The organism is Virgibacillus halotolerans (assembly GCF_016908515.1).
Classification (GTDB): domain Bacteria; phylum Bacillota; class Bacilli; order Bacillales; family Amphibacillaceae; genus Virgibacillus_M; species Virgibacillus_M halotolerans.
Genome location: NZ_JAFBEA010000015.1, coordinates 24,837 through 41,521, shown reverse-complemented (window position 1 = coordinate 41,521; position 16,685 = coordinate 24,837). Strand labels below are relative to the sequence as shown.

The following is a 16,685-nucleotide window of genomic DNA, read 5'->3' as shown; positions in this document are numbered from 1 at the left end:
AACGTTGAATGATAAGTCTTTAACTGTTACAATCAAATTTGAATTTATAATATAACAACAATAATTGTGGAGGTTTTTCAATGAAAAAGATACCTATTTTATTTGCTTTATTTTTAGCGATTGTCGTTTTGGCAGCTTGTGGTGATTCAAGTAAAGACAATGCAAAAAAAGATAGCAAGGAAACAAAAGGGGAAAAAACGGAAGATCAAGTATGGAATGATATAGAAGCATCAGGGGAGATTGTTGTCGGTACGTCGGGGACATTAATTGCTGCATCCTATTTTGATGGTGAGGAGGAAAGTGAAGATCAATTAACCGGCTATGATGTTGAATTGATGCGTGAGGTTGCAGAACGTCTCGACCTGGATATTTCATTTGAAATTATGGGGATAGACAGTATGCTTCCGGCCATTAAAAGTGGCAGAATTGATGTTGCTGCAAATGATATTGAACCAACAGAAAAGCGAAAAGAAGCATTCAACTTTAGTGAGCCATATAAATATTCCTATACAACCATGGCAGTCAGGGAAGAAGATAATTCCGGCATTGAGTCGTTAGAAGATTTAGATGGAAAAAAAGCGGGCGGTGGGGCGACAACAATTTATAGTCAAATTGCTGAGCATTTTGGAGCAGAGATTATTACATATGGTAACGCGCCAAACGAAGCCTACCTGCGTGATGTTGATAATGGACGAACAGACGTCGTGGTCAATGATTATTATTTAACGAAATTTGGGGTTGCTGCATTTCCTGACTTCGATATTCAATTGCACCCGACATTAAAATTTCATCCAACAGAGCAAGCAGTTGTACTGCCTAAAGGTGCAGATACGTTAGCAGAAAAGATTAACGGTGCACTAGCTGAAATGCGTAAAGATGGGACATTGTCAGAACTGGCTACGAAATTCTATGATGAAGACGCATCAGAAAAGCCGAAGGGTGACATTGAAGTTATCGAAGACTTAGCGTTATAAGGAGAAATAATTATGGATTTCAATGGGTTTGATTTTGGTGGATTATTTGATATTGAACTGGCAATGGAAAATCTTCCGTTTGTACTGGGTGGATTGCCAATAACGCTACTTGTTTCGATAATTAGTATGGCTATGGGATTGATTTTAGGATTATTACTTGCACTTGCTAGAGGCTCTGAAAAGATGGTATTACGCTGGCCGGCACGTATGTATATTTCATTTATGCGTGGTACACCTATCCTTGTTTTTCTGTTTATACTGTATTTTGGATTGCCGATCATTGGTATAGAGCTGACTGCACTTGTTGCTGCATCACTAGGATTTGGTTTAAACAGTGCGGCATATATTGCTGAAATTGACCGATCATCCTTAAATAGTATTGATCGGGGGCAATGGGAATCAGCCAAAGCCTTAAACATTGGTTACTGGACAACACTAAGAAAAATCATTTTACCACAAGCAACAAGAATTGCCATTCCACCGTTGACAAATGTGTTTATGGATGTAGTGAAAGCTACGTCATTAGCAGCAGTGATAACTGTTCCGGAGTTATTTCAAAAGACACAAATTGTCGCTGGGCGAACCTTTGATGCGATGACCATGTATGTATTGGTCGCATTGATTTATTGGCCAATTTGCATGCTTATTTCGTTTATGCAGGACAGGCTGGAGGATCGCTTTAGTAGATTTTTATAAGCCGTTTGACTTTTAAATAATATGGATTCAAGTGTAGGAGCGTGCAGCATTGAAGAAATTTAATTTGTTATATGTGTTACTCATTATGGTTGCTTTATTGGTGGCCTGTGGTAGTTCGGATGAAAAATCAACAGATGATCAAGCAAATGATGAAGTGTGGGCGAGGGTTCAAGATTCGGGTGAATTAGTGGTCGGGACTGCGGGAACATTATACCCTTCTACGTACTATTCGGAGGGTTCAGATGAATTAACAGGTTATGAAGTAGAAGTTGCCCGTGAGGTAGCGGATCGATTAGGATTGGAAGCCACATTTGAAATCATGGGCTTTGACTCTATGTTAACGGCATTGAGCACGGATCGGGTGGATATCATTTTGGCAGGGCCACGGGAGGAAAGTCGAAAAAAATTCGCATTCAGTGATCCTATTAAATATTCCTATTCTACGATGGTTGTTCGAACGGATGATCATTCGGGAATTGAATCATTAAAGGATTTAAAGGGAAAGAAAGCAGGCGGTGCAGCTACTACGGTATATAGTGAGATTGCAGAGAAATTTGGTGCAGAAGTGGTTACTTACGGCAATGCGACGAATGATGCGTACTTAAGAGATGTAGATAATGGAAGAACGGACACAGTTATTAATGATTATTATTTGCAAAGACTGGCGTTAACTGCTTTTCCTGATTTAGATATTGAATTGCATCCGGATTTGAAATTTCATCCAACAACAGATAATGTGGTGATGAAAAAAGAATCTGATGTATTAATGGATAAAGTAAATGAAGCGATAGATGAGATGAAAGCGGATGGGACACTTGCTGACATATCAGCAGAATTCTTTGATGGTGACGATGTATCCATAGAACCAGCAGAGGAAATTACAGAGATTGAAGGTATTGAATAACCATATTAAATAGGACACGCTCACACCAGCGTGTCCTGTTTTAAATAAACCAATATAAATATCAGAACAAGTATTGCTGCGATTAAATAGAAAAATGATAATCCAGTAAATGCTTGTATATACATTCCACCTAAAAATGGACCACTAATACTGCCTATGCTAAAGGTCATGCCAACCATAATATTTCCCGCTGGTAGTAATGCTGAAGGCAACAAATCGGTCATATAGGAAATGCCTAACGAATATAAGGATCCGACAAACATACCCGCCAAAGCAAACAGAATAAACAACGCAACGACTGATGTTTCAAAGGAAGCAGCTAGAATAAAGCAACCGATCCCACCAATTAAAATAGCTAACAAGACTTTTTTGCGACCAAAGCGGTCACTAAGTATACCCAGAGGCAATTGTGTAATCAAGCTCCCTGCAGCAAAACAAGGGATGATAAGCGCGAGGATACCAACGTCATGTCCGATTCGTAGTCCATAAATAGGAAAAATGCTGTGCAATGAACCCTCTAAAAAACCATAACCGAATCCAGGCAGCAAAGCGACCCAGGCAATTTTTGCCGTTTGGACAAATCGTTTGATAGAGCTGGTGGCATAGTCTGTATTCATTTCTTCTTCCGGCCAACTGTTTCGTACAAAGAACATCGCCAACCAAACAAGCATACAACAAGCTGCTGACAGAATAAAAGGAAGTACCTCGTTAACGGATAGTAGCCTTGTCATTAAAGGCCCCAAGGCAAAACCTAAACTGAAAAACAATCCATAGTAGGCAATGTTTTTCCCACGCGTTTCTTTAGGAGAGGTTGTTGTTATCCACGTTTGTGTACCGAAATGCAGCATTTGATCTCCCATTCCAATGGTTACACGTAAAACAAACCAAAACCATAGCGATTCCCATAAAGGGAAAAATGCCAGTGATATAAATACAAGCATGCCGCCAATTATTATCATTGGTTTAAAACCTAATTTCCGCATTGGTTTTTCCATAAATGGCGAGGCAATTAGTACCCCAATATAAAGTCCGGTTGCATGAAGCCCGTTGATAGATGAAGAGACACCATTTTGCTCTAATATAATTGCAAGCAATGGTAAAAGCATGCCTTGGGAGAAGCCTGATATCGTGACAAGTGCTATCAAAATTCGAAATCTCATTTTTACTGATACCATGTTTCACCACCTCCCTAAGAATAAGCACTCATTTCCATTCCTTTAATTTAATTCTTTTCGTACTAAAGGTCAATCGTTCGACTGTTCATAGAGAAAAAAGTTATAATGAAGACAATATAGGGTAATAGAAAATTAAAAAAAGTAAAATATATAGGAGTGGTCTAATGTTGGATTTTTATTTAAAAGATAATGGTATGCGGATTGATTTAAATTATGGGCAATTAGATATATCCGGAAATGAGGATGATGGGTTTCGACCATTTACATTAATGGTCGCTTCGATTGTAGGCTGTAGTGGTTCTGTATTCAGGAAAATATTGCAAAAGCAGCGTATTCAAGTGGAAGACATACAGATTGGTGCTGAAGTAGTAAGAAATCCACAGGAAGCAAATCGAATCGAAAAAATCACACTTCAATACACGGTGAAAGGGCATCATTTAGATCCGGAAAAGTTGTATAAAAACCTAGGGGTATCGCGCAAGAACTGTTCGATGATCCGTTCCGTTGAGGATAGTATTGAAATTGAGGAGCATATCGAGACGATTGAATTAAGTAGGTAAAAAGGGTTTCAAAAAAATAATCTTAGTATAATAAACACGTGTCCCGAAAAAACTATAGGAAAAGGAAAGGAATGGGACACATGAAAAGTAAATGGTTTGGTGCAATAGCATTAATTGTTTTTGTTTCCTTCAGTTTATTTCCTTCCCCGCACATCGCTGATGCGAAGGAAAAGAAAAAAGAGACAGTGGAGATTCCCAGTCATGTGCTGGATATCTCTAAAGAGAATACGTATCCGAATTCAACGGAAGACCAGGAAGTTGTTGAGCCAAGTGATTTAACGAAAAAGTTAATTGAAGAAATAGAAATCCCAGTTGAAAATCCGGATCTCATAAAAATGTTGAATGAAACATCGTTAAAGCCCTCACCAGTTGCGATTGGTTATAGGGGGATGGTATATATGGGACGCTGGGCGCTGAACTACAAGTCAGATGAAACAAATATAAATTGGGAGTATCAACCAATTAATAAAAATGAGTTGAACAATCTTGGTGGAGATACGAATCAGGAAATGAATTATGTACAGCAGGAAGAAAAGGAAATCAAGGGAGCTTTGACAAACAAAATATCCGACCCAGATGATGTGAAAAAAATGATACTTTTAAAAACAAAGAACAAAACAAAGCTACCAATATCCTATAGCACATTTATTGGGAAAAACACCAAAAAGGATAATTCATATGCCGTTCCTATAAAGAAAAATGCAAGTCTACAAGCATATGCGCCGGCGATTAATGAAAAAGGTCAAGTGACATTTGGAGAAGTCTACATTGAACTGAAAGGATCGAAGAAATCAATTGTTATTAAAAATGTGACCAAACAAGGTATCGGTGCTTGGATTCCAGTCCAAGATCATGTTTCCTTCTCATTTCAACTAAAATAAATCCATCACTATTGAAAAAAATCCTGCAGCTATTTTTGCAGGATTTTTTAATTTTGTATTGACAGATTCACTTTATCGCTTTATCATAGTGAAGTATTATAGTGAATGTGTATTAAAAGGAAACATAATCATAGAGATAAAGGGGGAATAATCATGGAGTGGGTTGTTATTGTTTCGGTATTGGTGATGACTGTTTTAAGTTTACTTCGAGTTAACGTTATTCTTGCAATTATCGCTGCATCACTTACTGCCGGATTGATGGCTGGCTTGTCTGTGGTGGATTCCATTGAAATGTTGGTTAGTGGTATGGGAGGACAGGCAAATACTGCATTGAGCTATATTTTGTTAGGAGCCTTTGCTGTTGCCATTAGTTACACGGGAATTACTTCTATATTAGTCAATTATCTTATCCGTGTTTTAACGGGCAAGAAAACAATGATGGTACTCGCTATTGCAGGTGTGGCTTGTTTATCGCAAAACGTAGTTCCTGTGCATATTGCATTTATACCTATATTAATACCCCCATTGTTAAAGCTGTTTGATGAAATGCGTTTAGACCGTCGTGCGGTTGCATGTGCATTGACGTTTGGATTGAAAGCACCTTATGTCATGATTCCAGCTGGTTTTGGATTGATTTTCCATGGCATTATTGTTGATGGAATGGTACAAAATGGATCGGCTTTAACGATAAAAGAATCTGCTTTATCAATGCTTATTCCTGGTTCAGGCATGATTGTTGGATTATTAATCGCTGTTTTTATCACTTACCGGAAGGATCGGGTTGCAAAACCTGGTGCAGGTGGAACAGAACCAATGATTAAAGCTCCATCTACAGAAAAGGTCACATTCAACAGCAAACATTTACTGACGATTATTGCAATTATAGCGGCTTTGATTGTGCAGATTTGGACGGATAATTTAATTGCAGGTGCATTAACGGGTATTGCACTCATGTTTTTATTTATCGTTGTTCCGTTTAAAAAAGGCGATAAAATTGTTACGGATGGTATAAGTATGATGGGCATGATCGCCTTTGTTATGCTGATTGCATCCGGATACGGAACTGTTTTAAAAGAAACAGGTGCAGTCCAAGCACTAGTAGAGGCCTCCTCAGGCTTCTTAGATAACGGTAATAAATCGGTCATCGCTTTTATATTACTATTGGTTGGATTACTTGTTACTTTAGGGATCGGTTCATCATTTGGAACGATACCAATTATCGCATCTCTTTTCGTACCGATTTGTTTGGCTGCGGGTTTTTCACCAATGGCAACAGCGGCACTGATTGGAACTGCCGGCGCGCTTGGAGATGCGGGTTCACCAGCTTCCGATAGTACACTTGGGCCAACCTCCGGATTGAATGCAGACGGCAAGCATAACCATATATGGGACACTTGTGTACCAACGTTTGTCCATTACAATATCCCATTGTTTGTGTTCGGTTGGATTACAGCGCTTATTCTTTAAAAGGTATAAATTCGTTGAAATAGGAAAAGGTAAGAAAAAAATAGGTGGGTTATTATGCGAACAAAAATCGTTGTAGCTGCTGTCCTGGTTTTTCTTACCTTTTTTATTGGTGTAAAAGACATGGAAGCATCAAGTGGGTTTGGCTGGGGCTATAAAAAGAATGAAAATCATGATGTGCCGGAAATTGGTAAGTACAGAGAAATGTTAGAAAAGTATGGAGCCTATTATGCAGATCATTCCGGTAAAAAGCATATTTATTTAACGTTTGATAATGGCTATGAACAAGGCTATACAGATGACATATTAAATGTATTAAAAGAAGAACATGTTCCAGCAACCTTTTTTGTAACAGGACATTATGTGAAAAGTGAGCCTGAACTTATCAAAAGAATGACAGCTGAAGGACATATCATTGGGAACCATTCTTATCATCACCCAGACTTCACTACAGTTTCAAAGGATACGATGAAAAAAGAACTGGAGACGCTGCAGCAGGCAGTTGCGAAAGTATCCACGCAAAAGGAAATGAAATACTTGCGGGCACCAAGAGGTACTTTTAATGAACAGACTTTAAAATGGTCGAATGAACTCGGTTATATTCAAGTCTTTTGGTCGCTAGCCTTTGCGGATTGGCATACGGATCAGCAAAAAGGGGCCGATTATGCCTATGAACAAATTATGGACCAGGTGCATCCTGGGGCGATTGTATTGCTTCATGCGGTATCCGCAGATAATGCGGCAGCACTTTCTAAGGTAATCAAGGATCTGAAGAAACAAGGCTATGACTTTAAAAGCCTGGATGATTTAGTAATAGAAGATAAGCTCCCGGAAGGAATATATGGTTTGTAAAAAGTGGGGCGCGGCAGATACATGATTTAAACAGGAAGAGCAGACTTCATTGCCTGCTCTTTTTACGTTTGACTACGATATACGTTAGAATGCTAAAGGCAATATATACAACTAATGCTGCTATTCCTAAAGCTGTGTACCTACGAAAAATTCCTATTAGTGACAATGTAGCTCCTATTACCATGTAAACAATAAAGAAATACCCTTTTTTCTTATCATGAACTAAAAAGGAAGCCAAAATACCAAATGCCAAACCGCATGAAATTAATAAAATGAAAATAGATGCTATACTTAGTATTACGTCATTTGAACTACCAGGTGATACCATGTTCTTCCTCCGACTTTTGGATAATTTAACCTTATCAGAAAATAAATGATCATACAAATAAAATTTCGCAGTATAAAAAGTGGGACATTTCCACTTTTTATAAGCCTTCTATATTAGTAGTAAAATACCTTCTTAATCTCCAAAAAGCGTGAGACTAAGGTTCAGATGAATTAAAAATACGATCTGAACTAAGTGTTATATTTTCTCAATCTTTGGTATAATAGATAAATAAAAGGGATGGGAGTTGTCTACATGGAGAAAGAAGAATTAATTGCCCCAAAAGATTATAATATCGTGATGGAAATGGAACGATATGCAAAAGACACGACTAGAAAAGCCTTAATCTGGCAGGATGAAACTGGTCTTAAAAAAGAGATCACGTACACCGATTTAATGAAAAATGTTAATAAAATTGGAAACGCTTTCCTGAAGTGTGGTCTGAAGCGGGGTGATAAAGTTTTAGTGATGATTCCACGCCTGATTGACGTATATGAGGTATATCTAGCCGCATTAAAGACAGGCATCATTATTATTCCGAGCTCCGAGATGCTTAAAACAAAAGAGCTACAATATCGAATAAGCCATGGAGAAGCAAAAGGGGTGATTAGCTATTTTACTTATGTAGATCAATTCAAACCGATCAATGAATACGAACAATTGATCAAGTTTACGGTCGGTGAAGCTGTTGACGGATGGCATTGCCTAGATGGCTTAAAGGAGGAAGCATCAGCACATTTAGAAATGGCACTGACAACACGTAATGACATTGCATTCTTACCTTATACTTCTGGGACGACCGGCAACCCGAAAGGTGTCGTACATACACATGGATGGGGATTTGCCCATTTAAAAACTGCACCAGGAAATTGGCTCTGCATTGAAGATGGCGATCTGGTGTGGGCAACTGCAGGCCCTGGTTGGCAAAAATGGATCTGGAGTCCTTTTTTATCGGTTTTAGGGTCAGGGGCAACCGGGTTTATTTATAATGGGAAATTCGATCCGAAAACATATTTAAGCTTATTGCAGGATAATGATATTAATGTCCTATGTTGCACGCCGACAGAATATCGAATCATGGCGAAGGTGGATCAGTTAGCTGATTATAAGCTGCCTGCGCTTCATAGTGCAGTGTCTGCGGGTGAACCATTAAACGTTGAAGTGATTGATACGTTTCGGAAGTATTTTGATATCACTGTTCGTGATGGTTATGGTCAAACTGAAAATACATTATTATTAGGGTTTATGAAGGGAATGAAGGTGAAGCCTGGATCAATGGGGAAACCGACCCCAGGTAATGAGGTTGAAGTGATCGATGAGAACGGTAATCCTACCGTAACAAATGAAGTTGGTGATATCGCAGTGAAGCTTGATTGCCCTGCATTATTCAAGGAGTACTATAAAGATACAGAACGGACAAAAATGTCCCAGCGCGGGGAATATTATGTAACAGGGGATCAAGCATCCAAAGATGAAGATGGCTACTTTTGGTTTGAGGGACGACGAGACGATATTATTATCAGTTCCGGTTATACAATTGGACCCTTTGAAGTGGAGGATGCCTTGGTGAAACATCCATATGTACAAGAGTGTGCTGTTATTGGTAGTCCTGATGAAATTCGGGGAACGGTTGTAAAGGCGTTTATTGTTTTAAAAGAAAATATTGATGCGGACAACCCGGATTTGATCAAAGCATTACAGGATCATGTTAAAGCATCAACCGCGCCATATAAATATCCAAGGGAGATTGAATTTATCGATGATTTACCGAAAACAACGTCAGGAAAGATAAGAAGAGTGGCGTTAAGGGATAAAGAAAAGATTAAAAAATAATATAAGCGGGAATAGAAAAACAGATGGGGTCATTGGACCTTGTCTGTTTTTGATTGCGAGAAAGGCCTTGTGATGGGCATTTCTAAAAAATGAAGCAAAAGGGTTGAAAGTCAAAGAAGGTCAGGTTATAATATATTCATAAGGTCAAAGATAGTCAAAGTCAAATTTGATGAAATAGATAACGAAAGAATTTTAAGGAGGAATGAAAATGCTTTGTCAAAATTGTGGTGTAAACCCAGCAAGCATTAATTTAAATATGCAAATGAATAATGAAAAGATACAAATGCATTTATGTTCACAATGTTTCCAGGAAATCCAAGGAAAAATGATGGGTTCGAATGACGAATTCTCTGAATCACCTTTTTCTGGAAATGCGAATGATGCATTTGCTAATAACTTTTTCCAAGGAAATGGCGCTAGCGGCGCACAAACAAAAACAAAACAAAAACAAGGAAATCAAGGCAATGGTTTAATTGATCAATTAGCTAAAAATGTTACCAACAGTGCAAGAGCTGGATTGATTGATCCGGTCATTGGTCGCGATAATGAAGTGAAACGCGTCATTGAAACATTAAATAGAAGAAATAAAAACAATCCAGTATTAATTGGTGAACCTGGTGTCGGTAAAACCGCGATTGCGGAAGGACTAGCAGTTAAAATGGTTGAAGGCGATGTACCTACAAAATTAATGAACAAAGAAATCTATTTATTAGATGTAGCGTCATTAGTTGCAAACACCGGAATCCGCGGGCAATTTGAAGAAAGAATGAAACAGTTGATCCAAGAATTGCAATCACGCAAAGATGTCATCCTATTTATTGATGAGATTCATCTACTCGTTGGTGCAGGTACTGCGGAAAGCTCACAAATGGACGCAGGTAATATATTAAAACCAGCACTCGCACGTGGTGATCTGCAAATGATTGGTGCAACGACATTAAAAGAGTATCGTCAAATTGAAAAAGACGCGGCACTTGAACGTCGTTTACAACCGATCATCGTAAATGAACCATCTGCAGAAGAAGCAGTTCAAATTTTAAATGGTATCAAAGATCGCTATGAAGACTTCCATGAAGTACGTTATTCGGATGAAGCAGTTCAAGCATTTGTTACACTATCCAGTCGATATATTCAAGACCGTTTTCTTCCAGATAAAGCGATTGATTTAATGGACGAAGTGGGATCACGTTTGAACTTATCAAACGCAGAAAAAGATTCTAACTCCATTGAAAGTCGGTTAAATGAAATTATTAAAGAAAAAGAACAAGCTGCAGAAAAAGAAGACTATGAACGGGCAGCAAATCTGCGCTATCAAGAAATTCAGTTGGAAAAACAACTGGAAAAAGCAAAAGATGAAAAACAAGTGATTGATGTTGATGTTTCCGATATACAATTGATTGTAGAAGAAAAAACTGGTATTCCAGTAACCAAGCTACAAACAGACGAACAGGAAAAAATGCAAAACATTGCTGCAGATCTTGGCGCAAAAGTAATCGGACAAGAAGAAGCCGTTGATAAAGTTGCCAAAGCAATTCGTCGTAGTCGTGCCGGATTGAAATCAAAATATCGCCCAATCGGATCATTTTTATTCGTCGGTCCAACTGGTGTCGGTAAAACAGAATTGACTAAAGCACTTGCGGAAGAACTATTTGGAACGCGTGAATCACTGATCCGTCTGGATATGAGTGAGTATATGGAAAAACACGCGATATCTAAAATTATCGGTTCACCTCCAGGCTATGTAGGCCATGAAGAAGCTGGTCAATTAACTGAAAAAGTACGTCACAATCCTTATTCAATTATTTTATTGGATGAGATTGAAAAAGCGCATCCTGACGTACAAAACATGTTCCTGCAAATTATGGAAGATGGTCATCTGACTGACTCTCAAGGACGTACTGTCAGCTTTAAAGAAACAGTTATTATCATGACAAGTAATGCAGGCACAGGTGTTAAAGAAGTAAATGTTGGATTCAATCGCGATGCACATGAATCTGTAAAAACAATGGAAACGCTAGGTGAATACTTTAAACCAGAATTCCTGAACCGTTTTGATACGATTATCAACTTCAATGAACTATCTGAAGATAACCTAATGGAAATTGTTGACTTAATGCTTAACGACTTACAACAATCCATTGAAGAAAATAATATAAAAATTACGATCTCAGACGATGCAAAACATGAACTGGTAAGACTTGGCTACGACGTGCGCTTTGGCGCAAGACCTTTACGTCGTGTCATTCAAGATAAAATTGAAGATCAGCTCACAGACTTGATATTAGAAACAGATGCTGATGTAGAAAATGTTCAGGTTGACGTTGAAGAAGAAGAGATTGTCGTTAAAAGTGTATCGTAATGGAACGTGAAAACAATCCGCTGACATGGTTCGGCGGATTTTTTTATGTCCTACATATCGCCAAACCTCCAAAAAGTTTCATATCTGGCTCATAATTAATGGTCTTCTGTAAAAAACTATAGATAACTTTACAGCAGAGGATGTTATTTATGAACCTATTCAGGCAATTATCCATCTCCATCACTATTTTTATGATCATTATTTCATTTTTCATCATGCCAGCTTCTACCTATAGTGAAGCACAGCCAGAGATGCAGGTTCATTTTATTGATGTTGGACAGGGTGACAGCATGCTGATTCAAACACCATCAAATAAAAACATTCTCATTGATGCTGGACCCCCTAAATCAGGAAAAAGGGTGGTTAACTATTTAAAAAAACATCACATTAAAGAAATTGACCTGCTTATTGCGACACACCCCGACATTGATCATATCGGCGGGTTGCCGCTAGTCATGAAATCGGTAAAGGTTGATCAAATACTTGATTCGGGAAAAATGCATTCGACCAAAACTTACGCCAAGTATTTATATCAAATCCGTGCACAGGCAATTCCCTTCAAAATAGCCAAACAGAAGGAAAAAATAGAGGTCGATCCTTTATTAGATATCCGAATTTTAAATAGCTCCGGGCAATCTAAAAATAATAATCAATCATCAATCGCCTTAAAACTTACTTATGGGGATATAGACTTTTTATTAATGAGTGATGTGGAAAGGGAACAGGAAAAGGAGTTACTGGATAAGTTTGATTTGGAAGCAGAAATAATAAAAGTAGCTCACCACGGTTCCAATACAAGTACATCAGCCGAATTCTTAAAGCATGTGAAGCCAAAAGTTGCCATGCTCACCTATAGCAAAACGAATGACTTTGGTCACCCGGTGAATCGTGTGATTGAAAACTTATACAAAATGGATGCATTGATTTATTCGACTGCGGCATTTGGTAATGTGGTCATTACAACGGATGGTAAAGATTACTTTGTTATTCCAGAAAAAAATCCAGCCGAGGGTATATTGGAAAAGGCGAATTAAATCATAAAAGTCCTACAATTGCTTGTTTCAGTGCAATTGTAGGACTTTTTATATTGCGTATAGTTTACAATGTGATATAAAAGTGATATCATTATAGTATAATAATGGAATCGAAATCAAAGAGGAAGGTGTGTTTTTGATGATTCGTGAAAAGAATGCTTGGTCAATGAATGGATTTATTGGAGTTTTATTTATCGCTATTTTGATTGCACTGACAGTCTTTGGTGTAGTGCAACAGAAATTTGTATTAGCTGCACTCTGTCTAATTATCGCAATTATATTAGGAAGCGGAATTACCTTGGTTCAACCCAATCAATCCGTCGTCGTTATTTTCTTGGGAAAATATATGGGAACGATTAGACGTGAAGGAATTGTGATTACAGTACCATTTTCAGTGAAAGAGACAATCTCGCTTCGTGTTCGTAATTTTAACAGCAATCGATTGAAGGTAAATGATGTGGAAGGAAATCCAATTGAAATTGCCGCAGTTATTGTGTTTAAAGTGATCGATTCTGCGAAAGCTGTATTCGATGTAGATCGTTATGAACAATATGTAGAAATACAAAGTGAAACAGCAATCCGTGCTGTTGCAACCAAATATCCGTATGATACATTTGAAAATGCAGCATTGACATTACGTGGAAATGCCGAAGAAGTATCCAATCAATTAACTGTGGAATTGCAGGATCGTTTGAAAGCAGCAGGTGTTGAAGTGATCGAAGCACGTTTAACACATCTTGCTTATTCGACTGAAATCGCTCAAGCAATGCTGCAGCGTCAGCAGGCAAGTGCTATCATTGCAGCTCGAAAACAAATTGTTGAAGGCGCGGTTGGAATGGCCCAGGGAGCGATTGAGCAAATCGAAAAAGACGGTATTGTAGAATTGGATGATGAACGTCGTGTTGCAATGATTAATAATTTACTTGTATCCATTGTATCTGATAATGGTACACAGCCTGTTGTAAATACTGGATCGTTGTATCAATAATGGTGAAAAAAGAGGGTTTCTATGGCTAAAAAGAAAAATTTTCCATTGCGGATTGATCCAAAATTGTACGATGCTATACAAATGTGGGCAAAAGACGAATTTCGCAGCGTAAATAGTCATGTGGAATTTTTGTTACGGGAATCAGTAAAAAAAGCAGGCAGATTACCAAAAAAGGAAGACAAGCAAACAGAAGAAGATTAAAAAGGCTTTGCGCGTTCCCAGAACGCGCAAAGCCTTTTTTACACTGATAGGAAGGAAATGATAACTTTTATAGGAAACCAGTATAAGTGCAACTATGGCTTGAAGATAAGCCAAGTTTTCTTACAAGTAAAGAAAGTATAAAAGAAAGGGGTTATCTAAGACCCGTCGCTCCAGAAATATACTACGCTTTCCACGGGCTTGCGCTCAGCCTTTGACCCACAGGACGTGCTAGTGTAGGTGTTGCGACAATGCTTTTCGATGGGACGAGGAACGACAGTACCGTAGTCCCAGGACGTCGCGAACTTAACCTACCTCGAAAAAGAAGTACACTTTTTCTACGGGGTCTTCCCACTGCGCTTTCCCGTAGGAGTCTACGTACCAGTAATCGAGCATCAGCACCTCGAATTTGAATCTTTTGATAAAAGTTTATTGAAAATCTGTTGACAAAATATTTTTTTAGTTATATGGTTAGTTACATAAGTAATGAACCAATTAACGAAGGAGATAAAAATGAAGCATAACTTAGATGAAAACAAACCAATTTTCCTTCAAATTAAAGAGCAATTAGAGGATTCGATTATCGATGGAAGCATTGAAATCGGAGAGCGCGTTCCCTCAACAAATGAATTTGCAGCATTTTATAAAATAAATCCAGCAACAGCAGCAAAAGGAATTAATGAACTTGTTACAGAGAAAATTCTTTTTAAGAGAAGGGGTGTTGGGATGTTTGTTACGGAAGATGCGAGGGAGATTCTGATCGAAAATAGGAAGAAAACATTTTATGAAAACTATGTGCTGCCATTAAAAGGGGAAGCTGAAAAGTTACGTATTAGTGTGGCCGACCTGTTGGAAATGGTGGAAAGGGAGGGACAGGAATGAAAATTGAAATAAAAAATGTAACGAAGAAATATAAACAAACCTATGCACTAAACAATGTATCATTCACATTGGATGAGCCAAAAATATATGGTCTACTAGGAAGAAATGGCGCCGGAAAGACAACATTTATGGAAATTTTATCTGGTCAAATACTGGCGAGCAGCGGTCAAATTACGATTGATGGGGAGAACCCATTTGATAATCAGCGATTAACGGAATCAATTTGTCTGATTAAAGAAGGGAATAATTTTAAAAAGGATTTAAAAGTGAAAAATGTGCTGAAGATTTATTCTCTCTTTTATCCAACCTGGGATCAGACACTTGCGGATGAGTTGGTCAAAGAATACAAGCTAAAACTTAATGCAAAAGTGAAAACGCTCTCTAAAGGGATGGAGTCAGCACTTGGCATTATTGTTGGTCTTGCAAGTAAAGCGCCAATTACGATTTTTGATGAGCCTTATATTGGTCTTGATGCGGCAGCACGTAAAATGTTTTATGAAATTTTACTGGAAGAATATGAAGCAGAGAAACGCACAATTATCTTTTCTACGCACTTGATTGATGAAGTGAGTCTGCTATTTGAAGAGGTATTAATTTTACAAGAGGGTTCACTGGTATTACAAGAAGAAGCAGAACTTTTACGAAATAATACATGTGCAGTCTCGGGTACCATAAAAAAAGTGGAGACATTTATTGCTGGTAAAAAAGTGCTGGAAAAGAGAAAGCTAGCAGGGATGATGACGGCATATATATATGGAAATATGGAGGATGCAAAAGATGCAGGACTAAGTGTTGAAGGTGTACCAATACAGGAGTTAATGATTTATTTGACTAAAGGGAAGGAAGGGGCATGAAAATGGGAAAACAAATTAGGGGGTTACTCTATTTTTTCACAACAGATATTCGACATGCATTCATCATCTTTTGGACAATTTTATTGAGTACATTATCTGTTTCTTTAATTGCTGCATACGTGCTCATCAATGTTGGAGAAACAAAGATGATCTTTACCTTGTCAATAGCAGTCTATATATTTTGTGGGTTTATCGGATTTTTAACTGCAAAGGAAAGAATCCCTTTTTCGATAAAGGTGGGTGCAACAAGAAAGAATTTGTTTGTAAGTTTAGGAATATTTTTCCTGGGATTAGCAATTGTAAAAGCATTATTAAGCAATACGTTGCAATTGATCATGGAAAGGATGTTTCATGTCGAAACGATTGCATTTATCCATCCCGCACAATTACTGACGAATTCATGGCTAACACGTGTGCTTATCGATACAACTGTCATGTTTTTCATCTTATCCGTGATGTTTTTACTAGGTTTATTATTTTATAAATATGGTTTATTTGGTGGGGGAAGCGTTGTTGGAGTTGCTGTTATTGTTTTATTGCTAGGGCTGGCTCAGGGCTGGTTAGTTGATCTTATTATTGATGTCTATCAGTCATTGTCCATGATGCTTTTTTATCAGATCTTTTTTATAGGAGTCGTACTTTACGGTGTTTCTTGGATGTTTCTAAGAAGAATAACGATTGCAAATACAAAATAGCGAAACAAGGG

17 protein-coding genes are annotated in these 16,685 nt (G+C 37.9%); 15 read left to right on the top strand and 2 right to left on the bottom strand.

Translation table 11 applies throughout. The features are described 5' to 3' along the window. Positions 1-80 precede the first annotated feature (80 nt). Genes JOC34_RS21305 through JOC34_RS21295 form a run of 3 tightly spaced genes read left to right on the top strand, consistent with a single transcriptional unit; the run spans position 81 to position 2,574 of the window. Positions 81-974: a transporter substrate-binding domain-containing protein gene (locus tag JOC34_RS21305; protein WP_205138821.1), complete on the top strand. Its 894-nt coding sequence runs from the start codon at positions 81-83 to the stop codon at positions 972-974. Between the two features lie 12 nt (positions 975-986). After that, a complete protein-coding gene (locus JOC34_RS21300; RefSeq protein WP_205138820.1) occupies positions 987-1,670 on the top strand; it encodes an amino acid ABC transporter permease in 684 nt (227 codons plus the stop codon). Positions 1,671-1,719: 49 nt separating this feature from the next. Further along, positions 1,720-2,574 carry a transporter substrate-binding domain-containing protein gene (locus JOC34_RS21295; RefSeq protein WP_205138819.1) on the top strand — a complete coding sequence of 285 codons (855 nt, stop codon included), beginning with the start codon at positions 1,720-1,722 and terminating at the stop codon, positions 2,572-2,574. 20 nt (positions 2,575-2,594) lie between these two features. Here the strand turns inward: JOC34_RS21295 and JOC34_RS21290 are convergent, their stop codons facing one another. After that, on the bottom strand, positions 2,595-3,749 hold the full coding sequence (locus JOC34_RS21290; RefSeq protein ID WP_205138818.1) for an MFS transporter: 1,155 nt from the start codon (positions 3,747-3,749) through the stop codon (positions 2,595-2,597). 167 nt (positions 3,750-3,916) lie between these two features. Here JOC34_RS21290 and JOC34_RS21285 point away from each other — a divergent pair, with 167 nt between their 5' ends. From JOC34_RS21285 to pdaA, 4 genes are all read left to right on the top strand, one after another. Beyond that, positions 3,917-4,309, top strand: coding sequence for an OsmC family protein (locus JOC34_RS21285; protein WP_205138847.1), 393 nt, complete (start codon positions 3,917-3,919; stop codon positions 4,307-4,309). A gap of 80 nt (positions 4,310-4,389) precedes the next feature. After that, positions 4,390-5,190, top strand: a complete 801-nt coding sequence (locus JOC34_RS21280; protein ID WP_205138817.1) for a YfkD famly protein — start codon at positions 4,390-4,392, stop codon at positions 5,188-5,190. 153 nt (positions 5,191-5,343) lie between these two features. After that, complete coding sequence (locus JOC34_RS21275; protein WP_205138816.1) at positions 5,344-6,657, top strand: Na+/H+ antiporter family protein; 1,314 nt, start codon at positions 5,344-5,346, stop codon at positions 6,655-6,657. Positions 6,658-6,711: 54 nt separating this feature from the next. After that, positions 6,712-7,506, top strand: coding sequence for a delta-lactam-biosynthetic de-N-acetylase (gene pdaA, locus JOC34_RS21270; RefSeq protein ID WP_205138815.1), 795 nt, complete (start codon positions 6,712-6,714; stop codon positions 7,504-7,506). A gap of 46 nt (positions 7,507-7,552) precedes the next feature. Here pdaA and JOC34_RS21265 read toward each other — a convergent pair whose 3' ends face one another. Then, positions 7,553-7,834, bottom strand: coding sequence for a hypothetical protein (locus JOC34_RS21265; protein WP_205138814.1), 282 nt, complete (start codon positions 7,832-7,834; stop codon positions 7,553-7,555). Positions 7,835-8,086: 252 nt separating this feature from the next. Here JOC34_RS21265 and mbcS point away from each other — a divergent pair, with 252 nt between their 5' ends. The 8 genes from mbcS (at position 8,087) to JOC34_RS21225 (ending at position 16,674) form a co-directional block, all read left to right on the top strand. After that, entirely contained in the window at positions 8,087-9,664 is a 1,578-nt protein-coding gene (gene mbcS / locus JOC34_RS21260) for an acyl-CoA synthetase MbcS (protein ID WP_205138813.1), read from the top strand. Between the two features lie 208 nt (positions 9,665-9,872). Further along, the gene (locus tag JOC34_RS21255) at positions 9,873-12,023 is read left to right on the top strand and encodes an ATP-dependent Clp protease ATP-binding subunit (protein WP_205138812.1); all 2,151 of its coding nucleotides are present in this window, start codon (positions 9,873-9,875) and stop codon (positions 12,021-12,023) included. Between the two features lie 149 nt (positions 12,024-12,172). After that, positions 12,173-13,057 (top strand): ComEC/Rec2 family competence protein, encoded by an 885-nt coding sequence (locus JOC34_RS21250; RefSeq protein WP_205138811.1) that lies wholly within the window; start codon positions 12,173-12,175, stop codon positions 13,055-13,057. A gap of 142 nt (positions 13,058-13,199) precedes the next feature. Next, positions 13,200-14,045, top strand: a complete 846-nt coding sequence (locus tag JOC34_RS21245; protein WP_205138846.1) for an SPFH domain-containing protein — start codon at positions 13,200-13,202, stop codon at positions 14,043-14,045. 21 nt (positions 14,046-14,066) lie between these two features. Further along, entirely contained in the window at positions 14,067-14,246 is a 180-nt protein-coding gene (locus tag JOC34_RS21240; protein ID WP_205138810.1) for a type II toxin-antitoxin system antitoxin, read from the top strand. 510 nt (positions 14,247-14,756) lie between these two features. After that, complete coding sequence (locus JOC34_RS21235; protein ID WP_205138809.1) at positions 14,757-15,125, top strand: GntR family transcriptional regulator; 369 nt, start codon at positions 14,757-14,759, stop codon at positions 15,123-15,125. Beyond that, the gene (locus JOC34_RS21230) at positions 15,122-15,979 is read left to right on the top strand and encodes an ABC transporter ATP-binding protein (RefSeq protein ID WP_205138808.1); all 858 of its coding nucleotides are present in this window, start codon (positions 15,122-15,124) and stop codon (positions 15,977-15,979) included. The genes JOC34_RS21235 and JOC34_RS21230 overlap by 4 nt, the downstream gene beginning before the upstream one ends. A 2-nt stretch (positions 15,980-15,981) precedes the next feature. Next, positions 15,982-16,674: a hypothetical protein gene (locus JOC34_RS21225; protein WP_205138807.1), complete on the top strand. Its 693-nt coding sequence runs from the start codon at positions 15,982-15,984 to the stop codon at positions 16,672-16,674. The last annotated feature ends 11 nt before the right edge of the window (positions 16,675-16,685 follow it).